The sequence below is a fragment of the Irregularibacter muris genome (assembly GCF_024622505.1).
Classification (GTDB): domain Bacteria; phylum Bacillota; class Clostridia; order Eubacteriales; family Garciellaceae; genus Irregularibacter; species Irregularibacter muris.
Map to the genome: position 1 here is coordinate 38288 of NZ_JANKAS010000014.1, position 24837 is coordinate 63124.

The window sequence follows — 24837 nt, forward strand, 5'->3', positions numbered from 1 at the left end:
CCATCATAATGTCAAAAGTGGCACTGGGTGTCAAAAATGACTCGAAAAATTCACAAACTGTGTCAATTATGGCACAGTTTTAATTTTTGGTATGAAGTCATAATCCAGCTAAAGTAAACGATATCAATGGCTTTTTCACTTTGTAATAAGTTGGCACATATTTTGCTCAATATATTGGTGAAAGAAACTTTTATGGAGGTGCAAAATGGAAAAGACAGTAAAAATTGGAGGAGGTCAAGGATTTTGGGGAGATAGTCCCGATGCTGCCATTGAAATGGTTCATTCACAAGAGCTTGATTATTTGGCTTTTGATTTCCTTGCTGAACTAACAATGTCCATAATGCAGAGGCAAAAGTTAAAAAACCCCAAGGTCGGTTATGCAAGAGATTTTATTAATATCATGGAACAAATTGTAGAAACAGCCTATAAGAAAAAGACGAGAGTTGTTACCAATGCCGGAGGGACCAATATCAAAGCAGCAGTAGAAGCTTTAGAAAAAGTGGTGAAGAAAAAGGAAATAAAGGGATATAAGATAGGATATGTCTTGGGGGACGATATTATGGATCAGCTCCCAAAACTCATGGAACAGGGAATACCCTTTATCAACACGGATAATGGAAGAAAGCTTGAAGAGATAAAGGATAAGATTCTTAATGTTAATGTATACCACGGACATGAACCTATAGAAGAATGTCTTGAAAAGGGGGCAGATGTAGTCATAACAGGAAGATCCTCGGATTCAGCGCTGTTTATGGCACCACTGAAATATGCATTTGGATGGGAAAAAGATGATTATGATAATCTTGCCAGAGGAATCATGGTGGGACATCTACTAGAATGCGGAGGGCAGGCCTCTGGAGGTAACTTTGATTATGATTGGAGAAGTGTCCCCCAAATGGACATACTCGGATTTCCCATTGCTGAAGTGACAAAAGACTCCATTGTCATAACCAAATCCCAGGCAACAGGAGGATTAATTACAGAACAGACACTTAAAGAGCAAATTCTATATGAAGTACATGATCCTGCCAACTATATTGTACCAGATGTCAATGTAGATATAAGCGAAGTTACACTTAAAGAAGTCGGAAAGAATAGGGTACGGGTTGACCATATTAAAGGAAAAGAAAGACCAGATCAGTTGAAGCTATGTGTTGGATATCATGATGGGTACAAGGTGGAAACATTTCTTTCCTTTGCCTGGCCGGATGCCTATGAAAAAGCAAAATATGCAGCGGATATCTTAATGAAGAAGATGAAGAGAAAGAATCTTGTATATAAGGATATGAGGATTGACTATATAGGTTTAAATGCACTTCATCTTGATGTAGCTAATATGAGGGAAGAACATGTCAAGAATGTCAACGAGGTAATTCTTAGAATAGCTATTCATACAGAAAGCAAAGAAGAGGCCCAGAAGATAGTGCCAGAAGTGGCGCCATTGCAGCTAAACGGTCCTCCAGGTTCAAGCTTCTTTGGAGGAAGAGCTAAGGTTCGTGAAGTCATAGGACTATGGCCAACCTTTATACCAAGGGATGCAGTTAAACTTGAATCACATATTCTGGAGGTGGAATGAGATGAAAAAGGTTTATCTGAATGAATTGGTCCATGGTAGATCAGGGGATAAAGGAAATATAAGCAATGTATGTATCTTTGCAAGAAATCCCGAAGACTACCAACTTCTTAAAGAAAAGGTTACCGTGGAAAAGGTCAAAGAACATTTTGGAGATATGGTAAAAGGAGATGTCATTAGATACGAGGTGGACTCACTAAAGGGAATGAATTTTGTCATGTATGAAGCCTTAGGAGGTGGAGCAACCTTATCTCTGAGGTTAGACAGTCTTGGAAAGTCAATGGCATCTGCACTGATGAGAATGAAAATAGAATGGGAGGGGAAATAGGGAATGAAAACGAGCAGTTATTCAGGGTTCTATAAATTATCCACGGAAAAAAGACTAGATGAAGTAGGAGAATTTTCAAATCTGACGGATGAAGAAAAGAATTTGTTAAGAGATCCCGCATCTGTCAATGAGGAGATCGCAGATCACATGGTAGAAAATGTTATCGGTAGATTCACATTACCCTTGGGAGTAGGGATTAACTTTGTTATCAATGGAAAAGACTATGTTGTCCCAATGGTTACAGAAGAGCCATCCGTAATAGCTGCAACTAGTAATGCAGCAAAGATGGCAAGGGAAAACAATGGATTCTTTGCAAGCTATACAGGATCGATAATGATTTCTCAGATTCAGATAACAAATCTTACAAATCCCAGTTATGCAGCTATTGTGATACAGGAACATAGGGATGAAATTATTAGGAGATGTAATGAGCAGGATCCTGTTCTTGTAAAATTTGGTGGTGGAGTTGAAGATGTAGAAACAAGAATAATTGACACATTAGCAGGAAAGATGCTTATCGTACATCTAAAAGTCAATACTTTGGACGCTATGGGTGCCAATGCTGTCAATACCATGGCAGAATACATTGCACCATATCTTGAAGAAATTACTGAAGGAACTGTTTATCTTAGAATACTTTCAAATCTAGCAATGCATAGACTTGCAAGATCAAGAGTTATTATTAAGAAAGATATCCTTGGAGAAAAGGCGGTAGATTCCATATTACAAGCCTATGCCTTTGCTGAGGCGGATCCTTTTCGAGCGGCAACACATAATAAGGGAATAATGAATGGAATAGTTCCCGTGGTGCTGGCCACTGGTAATGATACACGAGCTATAGAATCAGGAGCTCATGCCTATGCATCCATAACAGGAAGATACCTTCCTCTTACTACTTGGGAAAAGAATGCGAATGGTGACCTTGTAGGAACCATTGAAATTCCAATGGCCGTTGGGCTGGTTGGAGGGGCAACCAAGGTCCATCCCCAGGCAAAGGTAGCTGTAAAAATGCTTGGTGTTGAAAAAGCTTCTGATCTAGCTATGATTATCGCATCAGTTGGCTTAGCCCAGAACTTGGCAGCACTAAAAGCTCTTGCCACCGAAGGAATTCAGCGGGGTCATATGTCACTACATGCAAGAAATCTTGCTACAACAGTAGGGGCTAAAGGGGAACTTCTCGACAAGATAGTCTCTAAGATGATCAAGGAAAAGAAGGTTAGAATGGAATACGCCCAAGAACTTTTTAATCAATATTCAAAATAAAAAAGTGGAGGTTAAAAAATGAACCAGGAAAAGAACAAGCCAGTATTTACCGAAGTATGGGGTGACACAGTAATTATAAAAGAATTATTTATAGCTGTTATCATTGGTATTGTTCTCACTATGGCTTTTTATATTTTAGGGAACAAGATATTTGTTGGAAATCCCAATATTGAGGAAAGTCTGGCCAAAGGGTATTCATTGCTTATCGGTATAACAGGCTGTATACTTTCAGGTGCAATATCAGCAAAGATGTTTAAGCCCAAAAGAAATGTGGAAGAAAGACTTGAAAAAGGGGATGTTGAAGAGATTCTTAAATCTGCCGGTATGACTGTAGAAGAGGAAGCAGAAGCACTGTCCAAAGTAAGCCCAGAAATCATAGCAGAGATGGAAGAACTGGAGCTTTGGGGATTCCTAGCACTTATACCGGAAGATTCACCAAACTATAAGAAGGAATATAGAGAAAAGAATGGAGGGTTTGCCCTATGACCATAACACCAATTCTATTAATCCAAGCTTTTTTAGCAGCCTTTGTAGGGGGAATACTGTTTAGTATAATTGGAATCATTCCTGGAACAGATGAAACGGCAACTATGGCACCGCTGACACTCATATTGGTACTGCTGGGACTTCATCCTGTTGTTCTTTTCTCATGGTTCATAGGTATAATTGTTGCCATGCAAATATCCCATACCATACCGACAGCCATGGCGGCGCTACCTGGATCAACTATGGCGGTTCCAATGGTACTTAACTCTTCCATAGCAAAACGTATGGGTATTCCTCATATTGCAATGAAAAAAATGGCAGCAGGATCTTTAATAGGATCAATTATTGCAGTTCCTATATCCATTATTGCGGCAATGGTGCTAGCCCCCTTAGGAGATGTTATTGAACCCTATATAGGACTTATATTTACATTGGGAGCAGCGTTTATAGCCTATATGTCCAGTGCAAAATGGGGTGCAGTCATCGCATTGTTTCCCTTTGCATTTTTAATACAGGGATTTCAAAGATTATCAGTAGAAGCAACAGGGACTACCTTATTTATATCTATATTTATGGGCATTACAATAGGGCCAATGATTTCAGAGGTATTCAATGTTTTCGTGCCTAGCCTTAGAAATAAGCAGATGAGAGATAAGGAAAATGATATATTTCTTGCACCAGAAGGAAAGGGAAATCGTTCAATAATCCCTAATCCTTTTAAGATATTTACAAAGAAACAGAAGCGTGACATTGCTGCTTCCTCAGCCATATCGGCTACAACCTTTACTTTTTCACCGGTAGGAATGACAGTCTTACTTGGGGAATTATTTGGAGGAAAGAGAAAAGAACTTTATGACCGAGTGACAGGTACTTTAGGAATACAGGATGCGGTAAGTAATGCTACCTATATTGGGGAACTTATCATACCCTTGCTTGCATTCGGTATTCCCCTATCCCCAGTTGCCCTTGGACCGGCCGCAGCACTGTTTAATGCGCCTCCAGTATTTACAATAGATCCTGTAAATAACCTACATTCATATTTAGGTATGGGGGATTATCTACTCTATGGATTTATAGGAGTTGTTGGTGGAGCTTTGATAGCCTACCCTATGGCCATAAGAAAAGCTAGAGCATGGACAGAAATGATGTTCAGAAAGATAAGCCATGAAGCGCTTATTGGGGCATTTATGGGGCTAATATTTATGCTTGCATATTATGAAGCAGGAGTATTTGGTGTATTTGTAGCATTGTTTATTGGTTTCTTTGGAGGCATACTTCATAATATATTTGGTATTCATACCGGAGTACAGTTTATGGCATATTACGCATCAGGCTGGATAGTAACAAATCTTATTGCATTGTCAGGATTATTTTAAAATGTAGAGAACTTTTACTAATCAGTTGCATAGAAATGCAGCTGATTAGTTTATTAAAGAGAAGAGAGTATTCCCATCTGCAGCAAGAGCCCTTATTTCCTCTCGTCATTAAGTTGTTTTTCATGCATGAATTTGTAAATTTATCAAACAATATAAGAGATTATGAAAAATATTACATGAAAAAGAGGGTGAGAGATGAATGGCAAGGAAAATGAAAACTATGGATGGGAATCAAGCGGCTGCCTATATATCGTATGCGTTTACAGATATAGCCGCTATTTATCCCATCACGCCATCTACGCCTATGGCAGAGGGTGTAGATGAGTGGGCGGCCCATGGAAAGAAAAATATATTTGGGCAATCCGTGAGAGTAGTCGAAATGCAATCAGAGGCCGGGGCAGCAGGAGCTGTACATGGATCCTTACAGGCAGGAGCACTGACCACTACTTATACAGCATCTCAGGGTCTTTTATTAATGATTCCCAATATGTACAAGATGGCAGGAGAGTTGTTGCCCGGGGTATTTCATGTGAGTGCCCGAGCGATAGCCACCCATGCTCTATCTATTTTTGGAGACCATCAGGATGTGATGGCCACAAGACAGACAGGTTTTGCCTTACTAGCTTCTAGTAGTGTACAAGAGGCTATGGATTTAGCCGGAGTTGCCCATTTGGCGGCTATTAAAACTAGGGTCCCCTTCCTACATTTCTTTGATGGCTTTAGAACTTCCCACGAATATCAAAAAGTAGAGGTAATGGAGTATGAAGAATTAGAAAAGTTGCTGGATTATGATGCACTGCAGGCCTTTCGAGAGCGATCTCTAAACCCAGAACATCCAGTAGTCAGAGGAACGGCACAAAACCCTGATATTTATTTCCAAGGAAGAGAAGCAGCTAATCCTTTCTACGACAGTGTTCCCGATAGGGTAGCGGGGTATATGAAGGATATTAGTCAATTAACAGGTAGAGAGTATAAACCTTTTACCTACTATGGTCCAGAGGATGCAAAAGATGTGATTATTGCCATGGGTTCTGTTTGCGACACTATAGAAGAAACCATTGACTATCTACAGAAAAAAGGAGAAAAGGTTGGAATGATTAAGGTTCACCTTTATCGTCCCTTCTCTCCAAAATATTTTTTCGACGTGCTCCCTTCAAGTGTGAAGAGGATAGCTGTTTTGGATCGAACGAAAGAGCCAGGAGCAACGGGGGAACCCCTTTATTTAGATGTAAAAAGTCTTTTCTACCATAGGGAAGAACGACCTCTTATTGTAGGAGGAAGATATGGATTGGGATCTAAAGACACAAGACCATCCCAAATCATTGCTGTTTACAAAAATTTAAAACAAGCTGAGCCTAAAAATGGGTTTACCATTGGTATTGTAGATGATATAGGAGAAACCTCTCTGCCAGAGGAGGATATTGTAGATACCACTCCTGCGGGCACTATTCAGTGCAAATTCTGGGGATTGGGATCAGATGGGACAGTAGGTGCTAATAAAACAGCTGTAAAAATTATAGGAGATCATACTGACCTCTATGCCCAGGCTTATTTTTCTTATGACAGCAAAAAGTCTGGGGGATCCACTATTTCCCATCTTCGTTTTGGCAAAGAGCCTATTCGTTCCCCCTATTTGATTTATAGTGCAGATTATATTGCCTGCCACAACAAATCCTATGTGAATCATTTTGATTTGTTAAAGGGCATTAAGAAAAAAGGTACTTTTGTATTAAACTGCCCATGGACTCCTGAGGAATTGGAGGAAAAATTGCCGGCTTCATTGAAAAAAAGTATAGCTGAAAACCAAGTAAATTTCTACATTATTGATGCCATGGATATTGCAAAGAAAATTGGTTTGGGAAATAGAATCAATATGATTATGCAATCAGCATTTTTCAAATTGGCAGAGGTCATTCCCATAGAAGATGCCGTAAAATATCTAAAACAGAGTATTGTAGATATGTATGGGAAAAAAGGAGAAAAAATTGTAGAAATGAACAAGGAAGCTGTGGACCGAGGAGTAGATGGCTTAGTGAAAGTAGATATCCCCTCCCATTGGGCAAAAGCCCAGGATGAAGATATGTCTACTAAGGAAGAACCGGATTTTGTGAAAAATATTCAAAGACCCATGGCTAGACAAGAGGGAGATGAACTACCTGTCAGTGCCTTTAAGGGAAGGGAAGATGGAACCTATCCCCTGGGAACAACGGCTTATGAAAAACGAGGGATTGCCCCTATGGTTCCCCAATGGCAGACTGATAAATGTATTCAGTGTAATCAATGCTCCTATATCTGTCCCCACGCAGTGATCAGGCCTTTCCTATTGGATGAAGAAGAAATGAAAAAAGCACCTCATACTTTTGAAACCAAAGAATCCAGGGGAAAAGAGCTTAAAGATTTTGGCTATCGTATTCAAATCAGTCCTCTAGATTGTACAGGCTGTGGCAACTGTGCTGATGTATGTCCTGCCCCTGGAAAGGCATTGGTTATGGTAGATGCGGAAAAAGAGATTGGCAGACAAGAAGAAAATTGGGAATTTGCCATGACCATTAAAGACAAAAGTCATTTAGTAGACAAAGGGATTTTTAAAAACAGTCAATTTGCTAAGCCTTTACTGGAATTCTCTGGAGCCTGTGCAGGCTGTGGAGAAACCGCCTATGTAAAATTAGTGACTCAGCTCTATGGAGAGAGAATGTTGATTGCCAATGCCACAGGCTGTTCTTCCATCTGGGGAGCCAGTGCGCCATCGATTAGTTACACCACCACTGCCCAAGGGAAAGGACCCTCTTGGGGGAATTCCCTCTTTGAGGATAACGCAGAGTATGGATTTGGAATGGCTATAGCAGTAAGGCAGATGCGGGAAAGATTGGAAGAATTAATGAGAGAAGGATTGAAATCTGACTTAAATCAAGACTGTAAAAAAGCTTTTCAAAATTGGCTAGATCATATGGAGGATGGAGAAGAATCCCAAGAGGCTTCTCAAAAAGTTCTAGAAATTCTCGAAAATTCCAAAGATAAAGATCATTCTATTGTAAAGGAAATACTGGAGAAAAAGGATTATCTCATCAAAAAGTCCACATGGATTATTGGTGGGGATGGATGGGCCTATGATATTGGTTATGGAGGGCTAGATCATGTACTGGCCATGGGAGAAGATGTGAATCTATTGGTTATGGATACGGAGATTTATTCCAATACTGGAGGACAGTCTTCCAAATCCACCCCTACAGCAGCAGTAGCAAAATTTGCCGCAGCAGGAAAGAGAATTCGCAAAAAAGACCTGGGCATGATGGCCATGAGCTATGGCTATGTTTATGTAGCTCAAATTGCCCTAGGTGCTAATATGAGCCAAGCCCTTAAAGCCATCCGGGAAGCCGAAAGCTATAATGGTCCATCCCTTGTCATATGTTATGCTCCTTGTATCAGTCATGGGATTAAGACAGGTATGGGAACCAGTGTAGCCGAAGAAAAGAAAGCCGTGGAAGCAGGCTACTGGCATCTTTATCGATACAATCCTCTCCTAAGAGAAGAAGGGAAAAATCCTTTTATCTTAGAATCTAAGGAACCCAAAGCTTCCTTTAGAGAGTTTATAGAAGGGGAGATCAGATATTCTCAAATTATGAATGTATTCCCCGATGTGGCGGATGAATTATTTACCCAAGCAGAAAAACATGCCAGAGAAAGATATGAAACCTATAGAAGATTAGCAGAAATGAAGTATTAAAGGCAAAAAAGAAGATTGAATAAGGCAATTCAATCTTCTTTTTGTTTATTTTTGATTGGTATCTACCCACTCTTTAGCATTGTGGGTCTGATCATCATCTGGTATAGGAACTTTAGAAACAGGCTGTAATCTTTCAATATTAGCCCAGGCGGCAGTATTTTGTTCTTCAATAGGCATTTTCATAGGTCTTTGCTTTTTTTTATTTTTTGCCATAAATATCACCTCTTTTATATTATTTTCAAAAAACACAAAAGTATAAGAGGAAGATATATGTTTTATATTTTTATAATTGTTCTCAAGTTACCATCTTTTAAGTTTAGCCTTGTTGTGTGTTTATTTTATCCAAGGAAGTGTAGTATAAGAATATCCCCACTTTAAAAGTAAATAGGGAAAAGAGTTATGAAAAGGCATAATAAATAAACCGAAGCAGACACTAAAAGAAAGGCTATATATTCCTATGGAGGATAGCTTAAAAGATTATGAAATGATGATAACTTCTGTTTTATCCAAAAATATAGTAGAAGACAAAAAAGAAAAGGTGGTATCATGATCAATAAAGAGATAATGACAAAAACAGGATGGAACTTTGATAATGGTTATGCCCGTTTACCAGAATCATTTTTTACCCTCTGCAATCCAATCGCTGTACCCTCCCCTAAATTAGTTATTTTTAATGATTCATTAGCAAAATCCTTGGGGTTAGATAGTCAAGAGCTAAAAAGCAAGGATGGAGTAGATATCCTCTCTGGCAATCAGCTTCCCCCAGGGGCCTTACCCCTTGCTCAAGCCTACGCTGGACATCAATTTGGACATTTTACAATGTTAGGAGATGGTCGAGCCCTGCTGCTCGGGGAACAGATTACTCCGAAAAGTGACCGATTTGATGTTCAGCTTAAGGGTCCCGGTAGAACCCCCTATTCCCGTGGGGGAGATGGGCGAGCGGCACTGGGACCCATGCTACGGGAATATATCATTAGCGAAGCAATGCACGCTCTAGGGATTCCTACTACCCGCAGTTTAGCAGTGGTGACAACTGGGCAATGGATAATTCGTGAAACTCAATTGCCTGGTGCAATTTTAACCCGGGTAGCTGCCAGTCATATACGGGTGGGAACCTTTCAATATGTTGCCCACTGGTGTACCCCTGAAGAACTTCGGATTTTGGCTGATTATACAATAAAAAGACATTTTCCAGAGATTGAGGGAGATAAAAATCCTTATCTTGCTTTACTAAAGGAAGTGATTAAGAGGCAAGCCACACTGATTGCCAAATGGCAGCTGGTTGGTTTTATTCATGGAGTGATGAACACCGACAATATGGCCATTAGCGGAGAGACTATTGACTATGGTCCCTGTGCTTTCATGGATACCTATGATCCAGCGACAGTGTTTAGCTCCATTGATGTTGGTGGACGCTATGCCTATAGAAATCAGCCCAAAATAGCCCCGTGGAATCTCTCAAGATTTGCCGAAACCCTATTGCCTTTATTACATGACAATGAGCAACAGGCTATTAAACTGGCTCAAGATGCCATTGAAGATTTCGACGGTTTATATCACTGTAATTGGCTGGGAGGAGTAAGAGCAAAATTAGGAATATTTAATGAGGAGCTAGGGGATGAAACTCTTATGGAAGACCTTTTTCATATGATGGAGAAACACCGTGCAGACTATACCAATACCTTTCGAGACTTAACGCTTAACAAGCTAGAGGAAATAGGGTTTTCCCATACTTCAGAATTTATCCAGTGGCACGAGTTGTGGCAAAGGAGACTAGAAAGGCAACAGCAATCAAAAAATTCATCCTACCAGCTAATGAAAGACAACAATCCTGGGATAATTCCCCGTAATCATAGGGTAGAAGAAGCACTGGAAGCTGCGGTAGATAAAGGGGATTATAGCATAATGCATAGGCTGCTCAATGTTCTTTCAGATCCCTATGCTTATTCCCCTCAACAGGAGGATTACTCCACCCTACCTCCACCATCAAATCGTCCTTATCGAACTTTTTGTGGGACCTAATAAAGTAGATATTCAGTACCTCCACAGAGCTGGGCAAGAAATATCGGGTAGAGGAATCTAACTTCTATAAAATAATTAAAAAAAAATAACTTGACATAAAACAATAAAAGAATTAGAATGTAAAACAAACAATCGCATAGAAAAACTTCTTATCAAGAGAGGTGGAGGGACTGGCCCTTTGAAACCTCGGCAGCGGATTTTCATTTTTATGAAAATACTGTGTCAATTCCAGCAAGTGACAAACTTGAAAGATAAGAAGAGAGCAGATATTTATTTGAATATAGATATTTTACCTCTTCTTATTTTATATAAGAAGAGGTTTTTTATTTTAAGATACATCGGGCCCTTTGTATCTCTAGTATTTAATCAGTTAATATCATTATTATAAGGAGTGTAAACCTATGGTCTTCAATCAAGAAAATGTAAAACATATACAAGAGCAAATTCTTTCAATCATTGAAGAGAATAAATCCAATTACATTAAAATGAGTCGTGAAATTCATGGCAACCCGGAAATTGGAAATGAAGAAGTTTTCGCCAGTCAATTATTATCAGAAAGACTAGCAGACGAAGGATTTATCCTGGAGAAAAATATTGCAGGTCATCCTACAGGATTTATTGCTCGAAAAAAATCCAAGGCTAAACCAGGTCCAGCCATTGGATACTTGGCAGAATATGATGCTCTACCAGGTTTAGGTCATGCCTGCGGTCATAATATTATTGGTGTAGCTAGCACAGCAGCAGCTATAGCATTGGGGCGGGTACTAGATGAGATAGGAGGAGAAGTCGTTGTCTTTGGGACACCAGCCGAAGAAGGCGGACCCAATGGAAGTGCTAAGGGAAGCTTTGTAAAGGCTAATCTACTTGAAGGAATTGACGCATGTATGATGATCCATCCTTCTAATGAAACCAGAACGACAAGCAATTCCTTGGCAGTTGATCCATTAGACTTTGAATTTGTGGGGAGACCTGCCCATGCGGCTGCCTCTCCCGAGAATGGAATTAATGCTTTAGATGCAGTGATATTATTCTTTAATGGCATCAATGCCCTACGACAGCATGTTACAGATGATGTAAGAATCCATGGAATTATTACCCATGGAGGGGATGCTCCTAATATCATACCTGAGTATGCAAAGGCTAGATTTTATATTCGAGCGGCCACTAGGACGAAACTGGATGAAGTGACCAATAAGGTAAAGGCTGTTGCAGAAGGTGCAGCCACTGCCACAGGAACAAGCTTAAAGGTCATTGCTTTTCAAAATCCAGTAGATAACCTTGTATTAAACAAAAGATTTGATGAGGTATTTAGGAGAAACTTAGAAAGGCTTGGAGAAAGCTTTGCAGAATCTGATAAACAGGGTACGGGTTCAACAGATACGGGAAACATCAGTCAAGTGGTTGCTACCATACATCCCACGGTAAAAATAGGTTCCAGGGATTTAGTAGGTCATACCGTAGCCTTTAGAGAGGCAGCATGCTCATCTGAGGGAGATAAGGGATTAGTTTTAGGAGCCAAGGCCCTTGCCCTAACAGGTCTTGACCTAATTGTAAATCAGAAATTGTTACAGGAGATTAAAGAAGAATTTAAAAGTCAAAAATAAAAGAGTAGAAATAAAATATAAAAATTACCTATCAAGAGAGATGGAGGGATTGGCCCAGTGAAGTCTCAGCAACCAGCCTATGTAAAATACATAGGCCAGGTGCTCATTCCAACAGGACTTTATCCTGGAAGATGGGGAAGGTGTAACGAATCAGTATGCCCTTTCCTATAGGGTTATTTTTATGTCCAAATACTCGAGTTTTCAAGAATTTTAGCTATTGAAATTAAGGAGAGTGAGTGTATTGATTTTTCTTCAACAGGTCAGTAAGACCTATGTTAGTAAGAACCAGTCAGTAAAAGCTCTGAAAGAAGTCAACTTACATGTTTCTCAGGGAGAAATATTTGGCATTGTTGGCTATAGTGGAGCAGGAAAAAGTACATTGATTCGATGTATAAATCTATTGGAAAGACCAACAACAGGGAAAATAATTGTAGATCAAAAAGAATTAACTGGGCTTTCTGAAAAAGAATTAAGACAAAGTAGAAAAAAAATTGGGATGATCTTTCAGCACTTTAATTTAATGAAGGCTAGAAATGTATTTCAAAATATCGCTTACCCCTTAAAGGGAAGTGGTCTTAGTAAAACGGAAACCGAAACTAAAGTTTTAGAGCTTTTGGATTTGGTTGGATTAAAGGATAAGGTATCTGCCTATCCCTCCCAACTAAGTGGTGGACAAAAACAGAGGGTGGCTATTGCTAGGGCATTAGCCAATGATCCTAAGGTATTGTTATGTGATGAAGCTACCTCTGCTTTAGATCCTCAAACGACAAAATCCATCTTGAGTTTATTAAAACAAATTAATGAGAAGTTAGGCTTGACCATTGTCATCATTACCCATGAAATGCAGGTGATTAAAGAAATATGTCATAGTGTTGCCCTTATGGAAGATGGAAATATTGTAGAATGTGGAAATGTGTTAGAAATATTCTCCTATCCCAAGGCTCAAATTACTAAGGAGTTTATATCCTCAGTATTTCAACAGGGAGATATTTACAAGTTTATTGGTAAAGAGTCATTCATCAATGGCATTGAGGAAGAAGAGATGTTAGCTAAGATTTCCTTTGTTGGGCAGAGAGCAGGTCAGCCCTTTATCTCTAAGATTTCTCGTCTATTTAAAGTAGATGCAAGTATCTTATTTGGAAATATTGAAAGCATTCAAGATGTTGCAATAGGCAGTCTGGTTGTGAAATTCAGTGGGGGTAAAGGCAATATCTTAAAATCTATAGATTATTTGCAGGAACATACTGTACAGGTGGAGGTGATAAAAGATGTTAGAGTTCATACAGACATGGCTACCCAACCTCATGGAATTATATCCTGATTTACTTAAGGCCCTTTATGAGACCCTTATTATGGTATTTATGGCCGGAATTGTTTCCACTCTATTAGGTATTCCCATTGGTATCGCCTTAGTGGTGACAAGACCAGGTCATATTTTAGAGAACCAAATAGTTTATCAAATTGTAGGGAAAATTATTAATGTTTTTCGATCCATTCCCTTTATTATTTTGTTAGCGGCAATTATTCCCATAACTAGATTTATAGTGGGTACCACCATTGGCATAAAGGGAGCCTTAGTGCCACTGGTATTTGGCGCAACCCCCTTTGTAGCTAGACAGATAGAATCTGTACTGCTAGATATTGACAGCGGTGTTATCGAAGCCGCAGAGGCAATGGGGTCTAGCCCATTTGAAATCATATATCGTGTTTTACTTGTAGAAGGGCGGGCAGGCATCATCTATGCCTTAACCATTTCAATGGTGAGTTTAATTGGTTTTTCTGCAATGGCAGGTACTGTAGGTGGCGGGGGGCTAGGTGACTTTGCTATACGGTATGGCTACCAATATTTTAAGACCGATATTATGATTGTCACCATAATTATTCTTTTAGTTTTAGTAAATTTTGTGCAGGGCTTAGGAGAGTTTATCGTTAAAAGAATTAATCATTAAGAGAAAATACAGGAGGAATGAAAAATGAAAAAATTATTGATATTGGCTATCGTTGCAATACTTATTATCGCACCTTTAGCAGGATGCAGTGCTACAACTGGAAATAGGGAAAAGATCAACATCAAATTGGGAGTAAATGGTGCAGAACACCAGGTATGGGACTATGTTCAAAAGAAATTGGCTGAAGAGAATATTGAATTAGAGATTATTTCTTTTTCGGATTATGTTCGTCCTAATTTGGCCTTAGCTGAAGGGGAAATAGATGCCAATGCCTTTCAAACCATCGCATATTTTGATCAATTTAAGGCAGATCATAATCTAGACCTTGTTTCCATAGGAAATACCATATTAGCACCTATGGCTATATATTCGGAAAAACTAAAATCCCTTGATGAAGTAAAGGAAGGGGATAAGGTCGCCCTACCCAATGATGCGACGAATGGAGGGAGGGGGCTAATCCTGTTACAGAGTGCCGGACTCATTACATTAAAAGAGGGAGTGGGCTTAATACCAACAATCAAGGACGTGGTGGAGAATCCTAAAAATCTAGAATTAATAGAATTGGCAGCAACACAAATACCAAGATCCTTGGCGGATGTTGACATTGCCATAATAAACAATGGGGTTGCCATAGAAGCAGATTTTAGTCCCACAGAGGATTCTATTTTTATTGAAGATGCAAGCAGTGAAGATGCCAAGCCCTATATCAATATCATTGCCGTTAAGTCAAAAGACAAGGATAAAGAAGCACTAAAAAGATTAGTCGAAATATACCAAGAGGAAGCTACAAAAGAAGTCATTGATGAAGTATATAAAGGAAATGTAGTTCCTGCGTTTTAAATAAGTATTGAAAGATTCCATCGCTTAAATAAAAGGAACGTGTACTTCTTATTAAGATTTCGCTTTGTTTCCCCATAGCGCAAGATTAGAAATACATTCTATTGACAAAGTTTTGTTGCCATGATACTCTATGACTATATTAGTAAATATAGTCATAGAGTATGGAGGTAAAGTATGGCAACTGCATTTAGTGATCGTGAAAAAGAGTTAATAAGAAAAAAATTAAACAAGGTAGCCCAGGAATGTCTATGCAAATATGGTGTCAGGAAAACAACAATTGATCAAATTGTTCAAAGGGCAGGGATATCCAAGGGATCTTTTTACAGTTTTTATCCTGCAAAGGAAATTTTATTTTTTGAGGTACTGGAAGAATATCAGAAGTCTATTATGAATGAACTATCCAACAAGTTAATGCAAGAGAACAATATAGGAATTGATCAATTTACAGAATTGATTTACGGACTATATCAAAAGGTAAGAAAATCTTTTATTATGAACATAATCCAAAATCAAGAATTTGAATTTCTTATGAGGAAATTACCTAAGGAACTGATTATGCATCACCATTCATTGGATGATATACTCACAAAGAAGATTTTTTCTTATATAAAGCTTAAAGACAATATAAATATAGACGTTGTCACGGCTTCTTTAAGGGCAATTTTCATGAGTATGATCTATATTGAAGAAATTGGAGAAGAAGATTTTGATGAAGTGCTTAAACTTTTGATAAAAGGTCTTGCTCAACAAATCGTTGAGGAGGATGATCATCATGAGTGAAATGATTAGTACGACGAACTTAACAAAGGTTTATGGAGAAACCTGTGTGGTTGACAAAGTGAACTTATCGGTTAAACAGGGAGATATATTTGGATTTTTAGGGCTAAATGGGGCAGGCAAGACTACTACAATACGAATGCTTTTAGGTATGATAACGCCTACATCAGGACAATGCTATCTTCAAGGACAAAGGGTAGGTGCTGGGAATACAGATACTTGGCGTGATGTAGGATATATTGTAGAAACGCCCTATTCATATCCGGATTTAACAGTAAAAGAGAATCTAGAAATTGTTCGTCAATTAAGGGGGATTCAGGAGAAAAGTTGTGTCCATTGGATCATAAAGAAGCTAAAATTGGAAGATTATGCATCAAAGAAGGCTAAGCATCTTTCTTTAGGAAATGCACAAAGGCTCGGCATAGCAAAGGCAATGATGCATAAACCTAAAATTTTAATCCTTGATGAACCTACAAATGGATTGGATCCCGCGGGTATTGTTGAAGTTCGTCAACTGCTAATGGATTTAGCAAAAAATTCAGGGGTAACCGTACTGGTCTCTAGTCATAAATTAGATGAAATCTCAAGAATTACTACAAATATAGGCATAATACATGAGGGAAAATTAATTAAGGAGATAGATGGAAAACAACTAGAAAGTCAGTTGAAGAAATCCTTAATAATAGATGGCAGAGATAGGCTTGCTATAAAATCTATTCTTTCTAAGACAGGATACAAGGTATATACCCAGGATAAAAGCACAACTGGGGAACTTTTTCCCCTACAAATTCAAAATGAAGATGCTGTAAATAACCCCGAAAAAATTGCTACATTACTTGTAAATGCAGGTCACCCTCCAACATTATTGAAAATTGAGAAGGAAGATTTAGAAATGTATTTCTTAAGAACCATTAAAGAGAGGGGGGGAGATGTAAAGTGAATAAAATAATAACCTGTGTTTCAATAGAAGGAAAAAAGTTTTTTCGTTCTAAAGTCCCTTTACTCACTATGCTTGCACTTACAATAGTACCCTTTGTCGGGGGATTTTTTATGTTTGTTTTAAAAGATCCTAGCTTAGCACAAAACTTGGGTTTTATTTCTGCAAAAGCAAATATTATGGGAACTGCTGATTGGCCTTCTTACTTTGGTCTCCTTGCCCAGGCGGTTGCAATCGGTGGATTAGTAGTATTCGGATTTATTACATCTTGGATTTTTGGTAGGGAATATTCAGATAGAACCATAAAAGACTTACTAGCACTGCCAATATCACGAAATATAATTGTATTTTCTAAATTCATTGTGGCCGTTTTATGGTGTTTAATGCTTTCTATAATTGTACTGGTTTTAGGTTTAATTGTTGGAAAAGTGGTTGATATACCTGGGTGGTCATTTGACATAATGATACAAGGTACTTTTATTTTTATGGTTTGCTCCATACTAACCATATTGCTATCAACACCAGTAGCTTTTTTCGCAAGTGTTGGCCGTGGATATCTATCTCCCCTTGGATTTATGGTATTTACTATTGTATTAGCACAATTTATTGCGGTAACAGGGTACGGACAGTTTTTTCCATGGTCTATACCTGCCCTTCTAAGTGGTGCTGCTGGAGGTGACAGTGCTATGATTGAGGGGATCAGTATTATTATTGTACTTTTAACAAGTGCTTTTGGGCTAGTGGGCACTATATTTTGGTGGAGATATGCCGATCAAAGTTAGCATGATATAACAAGTAATATAGAGAAAAATCTATCTTTTTTATTTATTACAAAGTAGAAGCTAGCGGGATAAAAAGGGATAAACTTACCCCTTCATTATCCCATGGATTAATGATAAATAAACAAGCCTGTAATCCCCGATAGTAGGATAATAAATATTGGATTAGTTTTATATTTTCTTAATAGAAATAGGGAAATCATGAATATGATTACAGCAAAAATGTTTATGTCCATGAATTTAATATTAAGAGAGGAAGAGCCCCAAAAAGCAATCAAAATAATGGTAGATGCAGAGGCGGCAATAAGGCCGATGGAAGCGGAACGCAGACCCCTCAATATATTAGAAACACTATCAATATCCCTATGCTTTTTAAAAAAGTTATATAAAAAAATAGAAATCAAAAATCCTGATAAAACACATCCTAAAGTGGCGACCACAGCTCCTGGTATACCTGCAATACGTATGCCGACAAAAGTGGATGTATTGACAGCTAAAGGGCCAGGAGTCATTTGGGATATGGTAATAATATCTGTAAACTCTTGTAAGGAAAGCCAGCCATTGGAGTCAACTACTTGTTCCTGAATGAGAGGGATGACAGCGTATCCACCACCAATACTAAACAATCCAATTTGTAAAAAACTGATCAATAAAGTAAGAATGCTTTTAATCATATTTATGCCTCCCTTCCCATTTTAATATAAGATTGAACAAAGCATAAGACAGAGCAAAAGATAATAATCACTAATACATTGATATTAAATAAAAAACTGGCAAAAAAAGAAGCGGGAACCATTAGGGATAATAGCCAGTTTTTCTCTTTTACAATTCCTTGAGTCATATCGATGACTAAATCTACGATGGTAGCGGCAACTCCTGCCTCCATACCTTTTAATATTGCAGAGATAATCTTATTACTGCGGAAGGCTTTATAAAAAATTGATATAACAGATAAGATCAATAAAGGTGGCAGAACAGTTCCAATACAACTAATGACGGCACCTATAGTGCCAGCAATACGATACCCTACTAATACAGCAAGATTAACAGCAATAGCCCCTGGTGTGGACTGTGCAATTGCAGCCATATCTAAAAGTTCTTGTTCACTAATTAACTTTAAATCCTCTACGAAATACTTTCGCATCATAGGAATAACAATATATCCCCCTCCAAAAGTAAATGCGCTAATAGAAAATGTGATTTTAAACAGTATAAAATATAGTTTGAAATTTTTGCGTTTCATTATAGTATTACCTCCATAAAACTAAGCTTCAATCTTTAATTATATAGGAATCAACCCAAAATGGACAGGCATAAATGTATTTCAACTAAAATTATTGAATAAAATTTAGATTCTCATAGGAATATTATTATTTGATTTTAAAGTGAATAGATCCTATTAAATACTTCCAATAAAGTGATTAAGGTGCTTTATTCTGGGGGGAAATCTATGACTGCAAAACAGAAAAAGAACTACCCATAGCGGTAGTTCTTTTTCTTGATTTGAACTGAGGAGGACAGATAACCTACCTCTATTCACCAGCAAAACCTTTTCTTCGCCAATTTCCTTTTCTATAGAAAAATATATTAATAACCGCTCCCATAACCCAAGAAACCAATAGGGAAATAAAGACTGATTCAGGCCTACCAGTGGGATAAGCTGCACTTCGGGTAAAATAGGCAATGCCATAGGCTATAGGTACGCGAAGGACAACAGTGGTAATGAGAGAAATCCACATAGGCGTTATGGTATCCCCGGCACCTCGCATAACCCCGGATAAACTCTGGGTTACGGCCATAGCGATATAACCTACAGCAAGAATCCTCATCATATGCATGCTTAAATTAACTAAATCTTTAGTATCAGTAAAAATCCCCATGAGATGTTTACCGAAAATCAATATCAAGAGAGTAATTGTAGTGGCTACGCCAACAGCTATTAATGTACCGTCTTTAGCTCCTTTTTCTACCCGGTCAATTTTTTTTGCTCCAATGTTTTGCCCCGTAAAGGTTGTCAAAGCACTTCCAAAGGAAAAGTTGGGCATCATGGCAAAACCATCTACCCGCATAACAATAACATTACAAGCGATGACCATCTCCCCAAAACTATTGGTGAGAGACTGCACAACAATCATGGCTAAGGAAAATATTGCTTGGGTAAGTCCTGAAGGCAATCCAAGCTTTATAAGCTTATAAGAATATTCCTTGTTTAATTTCAACATTTTCCAGTTAAGATCAAAATTTTCCTTCATTTTTAACAGTTTAACCATACAAAGTACCGCTGATATTCCCTGAGCAATGACAGTAGCTAAGGCAACCCCAGGTACTCCCATGCCTAATTTTGCCACAAACAAAAGATCCAATACAACATTTAAAGCTGTAGAAACCAATAAAAATATAAGAGCGGATAAAGAATCGCCTAATCCCCGTAGTACACCGGCCAAAATATTATAATAAGCAAGGCCCCCAATACCGACAAAATAAATGATAAGGTACCTTGTACACCAATCAATAATGGTATCTGGTGTATTGAGAAAAGAAAGTAAGGGACGAGTCACAATAGGACCGACGATCATAATTACTCCAGATGCAATGGCTGTAAGGGTTATGCATATACCAATGGTATGGGAGAGCTTTCCACGATCTTTAGCGCCAAAATATTGAGCAACCATAATACCTGCACCAACGGCAATTCCCACAAAGAGAACAAGTAAAAGGTTTAATATGGGTGCGGCGCTACCAACAGAGGCAAGAGCATTATCCCCTACATACCTACCTACAATAATGGAGTCAGCAGTGTTATAAAATTGTTGAGCTATATTACCAATCAACATGGGTATTGCAAATTCAGTAATCCGTTTCCAAGGAGTACCCTGGGTTAAATCCTTAGGAGAAAATAACTCCTTAATTTTTGACATAATTCTACCTCCTAATTTTGGGACAGGTATACCGTTCCAGTTCTAAAATTTAATTTAAAATTGGGAGAATATTCTCTAGGTTGTTCAACAAGAATATTCTCCCAAACTTTATTGTATGAGTGTGGCCTTAACCGCTTTGTTGTCTACGAGTGTATATTTTTAAATTGAGAATTATATAAGTTAGCATAAATACCTTCTTTTGCTACCAATGCTTCATGATTGCCCTTTTCCTCTATACCTTTATTGGTTATGACAATAATTTCATCAGCATTTTTTATGGTGGATAATCTATGGGCAACGATAATGGTAGTTCTTCCCTTAGAAAGTTCTTCTAAAGATTGTTGTATTAATAATTCAGTCACATTATCCAAGGCTGATGTAGCTTCGTCTAGTATTAAGATAGGAGGATTTTTCAAGAAAATTCTAGCAATAGAAATTCTTTGTTTTTGACCACCTGATAATTTTACGCCTCTTTCCCCAATATAAGTATTATACCCATCGGGTAAGGTCATGATAAGGTCATGAATATTGGCTTTTTTGGCTGCATCCATCACTTCTTCTTCTGTAGCATCAAATCTTCCACAGTGAATATTATCATAAATTGTTCCTGTGAACAAAAATACATCTTGCTGCACAATTCCTATATTATTCCGTAGAGACTTTAAAGTGAATTCCTTTATATTTCGTCCATCAATGAAGATGTTGCCTGATTCCGTTTCGTAAAAACGAGGGATTAAATGGCAGAGGGTGGTTTTCCCCCCACCAGAGGGTCCAACTAAGGCTACGGTTTTTCCTTGTTCAATAGTAAAACTAATATCATCCAATATTGTTTTATGCTCATCATAGGAAAAAGATACGTCATCAAAATCAATCTCACCTTTTACAGAATTTACTGTGACGGCATTGGGCTCATCTACTTCTAGAGGTTGATCCATAATCTCAGTAAATCTTTTAAAACCAGATATTCCTGATTGATATTGTTCCACAAAGTTAATTAATTTTCTAATGGGATTTAAAAAGTTTCCTATATATAAGATGAAAGCTGCGAAGTCTCCGATATTAATATATCCCTTATAGAAGAAAATACCACCAGCACCTAATACTAAAATATTTAGAAAATCAATAATGAAGGATGAACCAGTATGAAATTGAGCCATAACCTTATAGGCTTTTGCCCTTGCCACTTGAAACATATTATTGTTCTTTTCGAATTTTTTAATTTCACTTTCCTTATTTCCAAAGGCTTTAGATACTCGAATGCCTGTGATACTGTTCTCTAAGGTAGCGTTTACCTCTCCTATAGTCACTCTGGTTTCCATAAAAGTATCAGACATTTTTACCCGAAGCTTCATGGCAAAGAAGACTAAGAAAGGGACAATGGAAAAAACAATTAAAGCGAGGGGCAAGTTTATGGTAGCCAATATAATAAAGGAACCGATCATCATAACCAAGGAAATAAATAAATCCTCAGGACCATGATGGGCAAGCTCTGACACTTCCATTAAATCATTCACAATCCTTGAGGTAAGGGTTCCTGTTTTATTGTCATCAAAGAAAACAAAGGGTAGATCCTGGAGATGATCAAAAACATTTCTTCTCATATTTGACTGCATCTGGACCCCCATAATATGTCCGTAATAGGTAATGTAATAATTAAATCCCACTTTTGCTATATAAAGAAAGGCTAGAACAATTAACCATGTAATCAAAAGCTGGAATTGTTGATTAGGGACATAGACATTAATGATTTTCCTCGTAATCATAGGGTAGAATAAATCGCAGACAGAAACTGCAAAAGCACATATCATATCGATAATAAACACCTTTTTTACAGGCTTATAATATTGTATAAATTTTTTTATCATAGCGTATTCTCCTTACTTATTTATCTAATATATTGTAAAGCATATGATAGATATTTGCAATAAAACTTCCTAATCTCTTTCTAAAGGTTTTTGATATTTCAAGCATCTATATCATAGCTGTTGTATATAGTTGATAGACATAACTAGATATATACCCTGAAAAGAAAAATAAAAACATTTTAGCAAATATAAAAGCCAATCCATATTTTTCAAGGGATTGACCTTTAAAATTCTCTATAATAATTAAGGAGTAAGTAGAATTAGTTTCCCATTACGATGCAGAAATTTTTTGCACCTGCTGTATGGCATTTTTGATTTGGGGGATAAAACTAATTAGAATACAAACCAAAGTATCTGTACCAATGACTAAACCATTGACCACAAGAGAATAAAGCATAACATTCATGCCCGGAGGTGCATAGGAACCAAAGAAGATAACTCCCGATAAAAAGTTCATAAAAAATCTACCAAAACCACCAATAAGGCAAGAAACCCCTATGTTTTTACGATATAATCCAGCTAATCCTAATGCTCCATAAGATAAGGGATAATCTAGAAAAAATTGTGCCCAATGGATAATATAGGGATCTTGGATTAAATTAATCATTCCAAAGGCAAAACCAGCGATTATCCCATAGGTGGGTCCAAACATGATAGCAAAGATGTACATGGGCAACATGCTAGCAGGGGTTATACTGCCACCTTGGGGAAAACGATATAGACGTATATAGGAAAGCACAAAGGAAAGTGCGATACATAGACTACCATATACAATCATTCTTGTATAGTCAGATCTTTTTTCATACTTTTTATCTCTAAAAGCAAGAGCAATGGAAATTAAAACTAATGAAGCTAAAATAATGATGGTGAGGGGTTTAAATTCTAAAAACTTTTCAAACACAATGTTTCAATCCTTTCTTTATTACTTATCACTGGTGATAAACAAGAAAGTAGTAAGCTTTTTTTGAATAAGAAAATCTTAAGCTGCCGACAAGAAACTAAAGTTTTCTTTTTCAAATAAAAAAACGTCAAAAGGAAGCCTTTTCACGTTTTATCCGTAAAGTCCGCTTTCCTACGCAGGTTTTAACCTACAGGTTCTAAGGGTCGGAATCATCCTCTCAGCACAAGGCACCCCCAGCGATAAATATTTTTTCTTTTATTATAACACAATTCAACTTGCTGTGCTAGGGAAATAGAAAAATGCTTGAATCTGAGACGTAGACAAATGAGAGCCTAACCGAAATAATCAGTAAATCTAAACAAAAATTTTGCAAGATGTTAAAAGAAGAAAATAGTTGACTTTTTTGGCGAAATAACTGTAATATTAATAAGGTAAATTCTATCAAATTTCACCAATACAAATCGACAGCGTGTTCATAGGAGGATGGAAAAATACTTCTGTCGAAAAAATAAATTACATAAGGAGACAAAAAATGAATTTTTCATGGTACACATCTGCAATAATTACCATATTATTTTGGGGTACAGCGGATTTGTTTTATAAAAAAGGAACAGATCCCAAGGACAGATATAGTCATTTAAGAATTGTTGTTATGGTGGCTTTAGTGATGGGCATTCAGGCCATGTTCGAGCTGGCAAAAATGAATTGGCATTATGATCCCATCAATATCATAAAGTATTTACCTGTATCCACTATGTATATTTTATCCATGACCATAGGGTATGTTGGACTTAGATATTTAGAAGTATCCATTAACTCCCCAGTGAGCAACACCTCAGGGGCTATCGCAGGGATACTAGCCTTTCTAGTTTTAGGGAAAAAAATGACGGCCCTACAATTGGGGGCGGTATCTATGATTACAGTAGCCCTGATAGCGATTGCCATTATTGAAAGAAATATGTCCATAGAAGAAAGATTAAAAAACAATGAGAAAATTGATCGTAAACATCAACTGGGCGCCCTAGCCCTTACCTTTCCCATATTGTATGCGGTAGTAGATGCCCTAGGAACCTTCCTAGATGATGTCTATCTTAGTCGTTTAATGAGCCCAGAAGAAGCTCTAATTTCCTACGAACTTACCTTCCTATTTGCCGGAATTTTAGCCTTGCTTTATATCACAGTGATGAAAAAAGAAAAGTTTAAGATCTTACAGGAAAAAGATAAGGCCCTAGCTGCGTTGTTTGAAACAGGGGGACAGTTTTTCTATGTCTATGCCCTAAATACTAATTCTGTAGTAGTAGCTCCTATGATTGCCAGTTATAGTATTGTTTCTGTTATCCTAGGAAGAATATTCCTCAGGGAAAAGCTAACCTATAAACAATATATCATCATTGCGATAGTCATGGCAGGGGTATTTATCCTAGGATTTTTTGAATAATCTTGGGAAGGGACCAGCTACCTTGTTTCATTTAAGGTAGGCAATGTATTTTTGTAA

21 protein-coding genes and 3 riboswitches are annotated in these 24837 nt (G+C 37.7%); of the genes, 15 read left to right on the plus strand and 6 right to left on the minus strand.

Annotation, left to right across the window (positions count from 1 at the left end; all coding sequences use genetic code 11):
- Positions 1-205: 205 nt before the first annotated feature.
- The 6 genes from NSA47_RS12735 (at position 206) to nifJ (ending at position 8750) form a co-directional block, all read left to right on the plus strand.
- A complete protein-coding gene (locus NSA47_RS12735) occupies positions 206-1576 on the plus strand; it encodes an acyclic terpene utilization AtuA family protein (protein ID WP_257532562.1) in 1371 nt (456 codons plus the stop codon).
- Between the two features lies 1 nt (position 1577).
- A complete protein-coding gene (locus tag NSA47_RS12740) occupies positions 1578-1901 on the plus strand; it encodes an AtuA-related protein (protein WP_257532564.1) in 324 nt (107 codons plus the stop codon).
- Between the two features lie 3 nt (positions 1902-1904).
- Positions 1905-3164 (plus strand): hydroxymethylglutaryl-CoA reductase, degradative, encoded by a 1260-nt coding sequence (locus NSA47_RS12745; RefSeq protein ID WP_257532566.1) that lies wholly within the window; start codon positions 1905-1907, stop codon positions 3162-3164.
- 18 nt (positions 3165-3182) lie between these two features.
- Complete coding sequence (locus NSA47_RS12750; RefSeq protein ID WP_257532568.1) at positions 3183-3650, plus strand: hypothetical protein; 468 nt, start codon at positions 3183-3185, stop codon at positions 3648-3650.
- Positions 3647-5026 carry a tripartite tricarboxylate transporter permease gene (locus tag NSA47_RS12755; protein ID WP_257532570.1) on the plus strand — a complete coding sequence of 460 codons (1380 nt, stop codon included), beginning with the start codon at positions 3647-3649 and terminating at the stop codon, positions 5024-5026. The genes NSA47_RS12750 and NSA47_RS12755 overlap by 4 nt, the downstream gene beginning before the upstream one ends.
- A 199-nt stretch (positions 5027-5225) precedes the next feature.
- Positions 5226-8750, plus strand: a complete 3525-nt coding sequence (gene nifJ, locus NSA47_RS12760) for a pyruvate:ferredoxin (flavodoxin) oxidoreductase (protein ID WP_257532571.1) — start codon at positions 5226-5228, stop codon at positions 8748-8750.
- Between the two features lie 45 nt (positions 8751-8795).
- On the opposite strand, the gene NSA47_RS12765 is transcribed toward nifJ, so the two are convergent.
- On the minus strand, positions 8796-8963 hold the full coding sequence (locus NSA47_RS12765; protein ID WP_257532573.1) for a CDIF630_02480 family spore surface protein: 168 nt from the start codon (positions 8961-8963) through the stop codon (positions 8796-8798).
- Between the two features lie 333 nt (positions 8964-9296).
- Here NSA47_RS12765 and NSA47_RS12770 point away from each other — a divergent pair, with 333 nt between their 5' ends.
- From NSA47_RS12770 to NSA47_RS12805, 8 genes are all read left to right on the plus strand, one after another.
- On the plus strand, positions 9297-10772 hold the full coding sequence (locus NSA47_RS12770; RefSeq protein WP_257532575.1) for a protein adenylyltransferase SelO: 1476 nt from the start codon (positions 9297-9299) through the stop codon (positions 10770-10772).
- 146 nt (positions 10773-10918) lie between these two features.
- Positions 10919-11030, plus strand: a riboswitch (SAM riboswitch).
- Between the two features lie 143 nt (positions 11031-11173).
- The gene (locus NSA47_RS12775) at positions 11174-12376 is read left to right on the plus strand and encodes a M20 family metallopeptidase (protein ID WP_257532577.1); all 1203 of its coding nucleotides are present in this window, start codon (positions 11174-11176) and stop codon (positions 12374-12376) included.
- A 25-nt stretch (positions 12377-12401) separates the two neighbouring features.
- Positions 12402-12514, plus strand: a riboswitch (SAM riboswitch).
- Positions 12515-12617: 103 nt separating this feature from the next.
- Complete coding sequence (locus NSA47_RS12780; RefSeq protein WP_257532579.1) at positions 12618-13697, plus strand: methionine ABC transporter ATP-binding protein; 1080 nt, start codon at positions 12618-12620, stop codon at positions 13695-13697.
- Positions 13645-14325, plus strand: coding sequence for a methionine ABC transporter permease (locus tag NSA47_RS12785; RefSeq protein WP_257532581.1), 681 nt, complete (start codon positions 13645-13647; stop codon positions 14323-14325). Before NSA47_RS12780 ends, NSA47_RS12785 begins: the two co-directional genes overlap by 53 nt.
- 24 nt (positions 14326-14349) lie before the next feature.
- Positions 14350-15165, plus strand: coding sequence for a MetQ/NlpA family ABC transporter substrate-binding protein (locus NSA47_RS12790; RefSeq protein ID WP_257532583.1), 816 nt, complete (start codon positions 14350-14352; stop codon positions 15163-15165).
- 174 nt (positions 15166-15339) lie between these two features.
- The gene (locus tag NSA47_RS12795; protein ID WP_257532585.1) at positions 15340-15945 is read left to right on the plus strand and encodes a TetR/AcrR family transcriptional regulator; all 606 of its coding nucleotides are present in this window, start codon (positions 15340-15342) and stop codon (positions 15943-15945) included.
- Entirely contained in the window at positions 15938-16882 is a 945-nt protein-coding gene (locus tag NSA47_RS12800) for an ABC transporter ATP-binding protein (protein WP_257532587.1), read from the plus strand. The genes NSA47_RS12795 and NSA47_RS12800 overlap by 8 nt, the downstream gene beginning before the upstream one ends.
- The gene (locus tag NSA47_RS12805; protein ID WP_257532589.1) at positions 16879-17661 is read left to right on the plus strand and encodes an ABC transporter permease; all 783 of its coding nucleotides are present in this window, start codon (positions 16879-16881) and stop codon (positions 17659-17661) included. Before NSA47_RS12800 ends, NSA47_RS12805 begins: the two co-directional genes overlap by 4 nt.
- Positions 17662-17768: 107 nt before the next feature.
- Here NSA47_RS12805 and NSA47_RS12810 read toward each other — a convergent pair whose 3' ends face one another.
- The 5 genes from NSA47_RS12810 to thiT all read right to left on the minus strand — a co-directional run bounded on the left by NSA47_RS12810 (position 17769) and on the right by thiT (position 23342).
- Positions 17769-18332 (minus strand): chromate transporter, encoded by a 564-nt coding sequence (locus NSA47_RS12810; protein ID WP_257532591.1) that lies wholly within the window; start codon positions 18330-18332, stop codon positions 17769-17771.
- Positions 18333-18334: 2 nt separating this feature from the next.
- Positions 18335-18901, minus strand: coding sequence for a chromate transporter (locus NSA47_RS12815; protein WP_257532592.1), 567 nt, complete (start codon positions 18899-18901; stop codon positions 18335-18337).
- 289 nt (positions 18902-19190) lie between these two features.
- Positions 19191-20576, minus strand: coding sequence for an MATE family efflux transporter (locus NSA47_RS12820; RefSeq protein WP_257532594.1), 1386 nt, complete (start codon positions 20574-20576; stop codon positions 19191-19193).
- A 143-nt stretch (positions 20577-20719) separates the two neighbouring features.
- Positions 20720-22441, minus strand: a complete 1722-nt coding sequence (locus tag NSA47_RS12825; RefSeq protein ID WP_257532595.1) for an ABC transporter ATP-binding protein — start codon at positions 22439-22441, stop codon at positions 20720-20722.
- Between the two features lie 271 nt (positions 22442-22712).
- Positions 22713-23342, minus strand: a complete 630-nt coding sequence (gene thiT, locus NSA47_RS12830; protein WP_257532598.1) for an energy-coupled thiamine transporter ThiT — start codon at positions 23340-23342, stop codon at positions 22713-22715.
- A gap of 151 nt (positions 23343-23493) precedes the next feature.
- Positions 23494-23587, minus strand: a riboswitch (TPP riboswitch).
- 287 nt (positions 23588-23874) lie between these two features.
- Here thiT and NSA47_RS12835 point away from each other — a divergent pair.
- Positions 23875-24780, plus strand: a complete 906-nt coding sequence (locus tag NSA47_RS12835) for an EamA family transporter (RefSeq protein ID WP_257532600.1) — start codon at positions 23875-23877, stop codon at positions 24778-24780.
- The last annotated feature ends 57 nt before the right edge of the window (positions 24781-24837 follow it).

Coding starts and splice junctions, on each gene's coding strand:
- NSA47_RS12735 (WP_257532562.1), top strand. CDS start 206: ATGGAAAAGACAGTAAAAATTGGAGGAGGTCAAGGATTTTGGGGAGAT.
- NSA47_RS12740 (WP_257532564.1), top strand. CDS start 1,578: ATGAAAAAGGTTTATCTGAATGAATTGGTCCATGGTAGATCAGGGGAT.
- NSA47_RS12745 (WP_257532566.1), top strand. CDS start 1,905: ATGAAAACGAGCAGTTATTCAGGGTTCTATAAATTATCCACGGAAAAA.
- NSA47_RS12750 (WP_257532568.1), top strand. CDS start 3,183: ATGAACCAGGAAAAGAACAAGCCAGTATTTACCGAAGTATGGGGTGAC.
- NSA47_RS12755 (WP_257532570.1), top strand. CDS start 3,647: ATGACCATAACACCAATTCTATTAATCCAAGCTTTTTTAGCAGCCTTT.
- nifJ (WP_257532571.1), top strand. CDS start 5,226: ATGGCAAGGAAAATGAAAACTATGGATGGGAATCAAGCGGCTGCCTAT.
- NSA47_RS12765 (WP_257532573.1), bottom strand. CDS start 8,963: ATGGCAAAAAATAAAAAAAAGCAAAGACCTATGAAAATGCCTATTGAA.
- NSA47_RS12770 (WP_257532575.1), top strand. CDS start 9,297: ATGATCAATAAAGAGATAATGACAAAAACAGGATGGAACTTTGATAAT.
- NSA47_RS12775 (WP_257532577.1), top strand. CDS start 11,174: ATGGTCTTCAATCAAGAAAATGTAAAACATATACAAGAGCAAATTCTT.
- NSA47_RS12785 (WP_257532581.1), top strand. CDS start 13,645: ATGTTAGAGTTCATACAGACATGGCTACCCAACCTCATGGAATTATAT.
- NSA47_RS12790 (WP_257532583.1), top strand. CDS start 14,350: ATGAAAAAATTATTGATATTGGCTATCGTTGCAATACTTATTATCGCA.
- NSA47_RS12795 (WP_257532585.1), top strand. CDS start 15,340: ATGGCAACTGCATTTAGTGATCGTGAAAAAGAGTTAATAAGAAAAAAA.
- NSA47_RS12800 (WP_257532587.1), top strand. CDS start 15,938: ATGAGTGAAATGATTAGTACGACGAACTTAACAAAGGTTTATGGAGAA.
- NSA47_RS12810 (WP_257532591.1), bottom strand. CDS start 18,332: ATGATTAAAAGCATTCTTACTTTATTGATCAGTTTTTTACAAATTGGA.
- NSA47_RS12815 (WP_257532592.1), bottom strand. CDS start 18,901: ATGAAACGCAAAAATTTCAAACTATATTTTATACTGTTTAAAATCACA.
- NSA47_RS12820 (WP_257532594.1), bottom strand. CDS start 20,576: ATGTCAAAAATTAAGGAGTTATTTTCTCCTAAGGATTTAACCCAGGGT.
- NSA47_RS12825 (WP_257532595.1), bottom strand. CDS start 22,441: ATGATAAAAAAATTTATACAATATTATAAGCCTGTAAAAAAGGTGTTT.
- NSA47_RS12835 (WP_257532600.1), top strand. CDS start 23,875: ATGAATTTTTCATGGTACACATCTGCAATAATTACCATATTATTTTGG.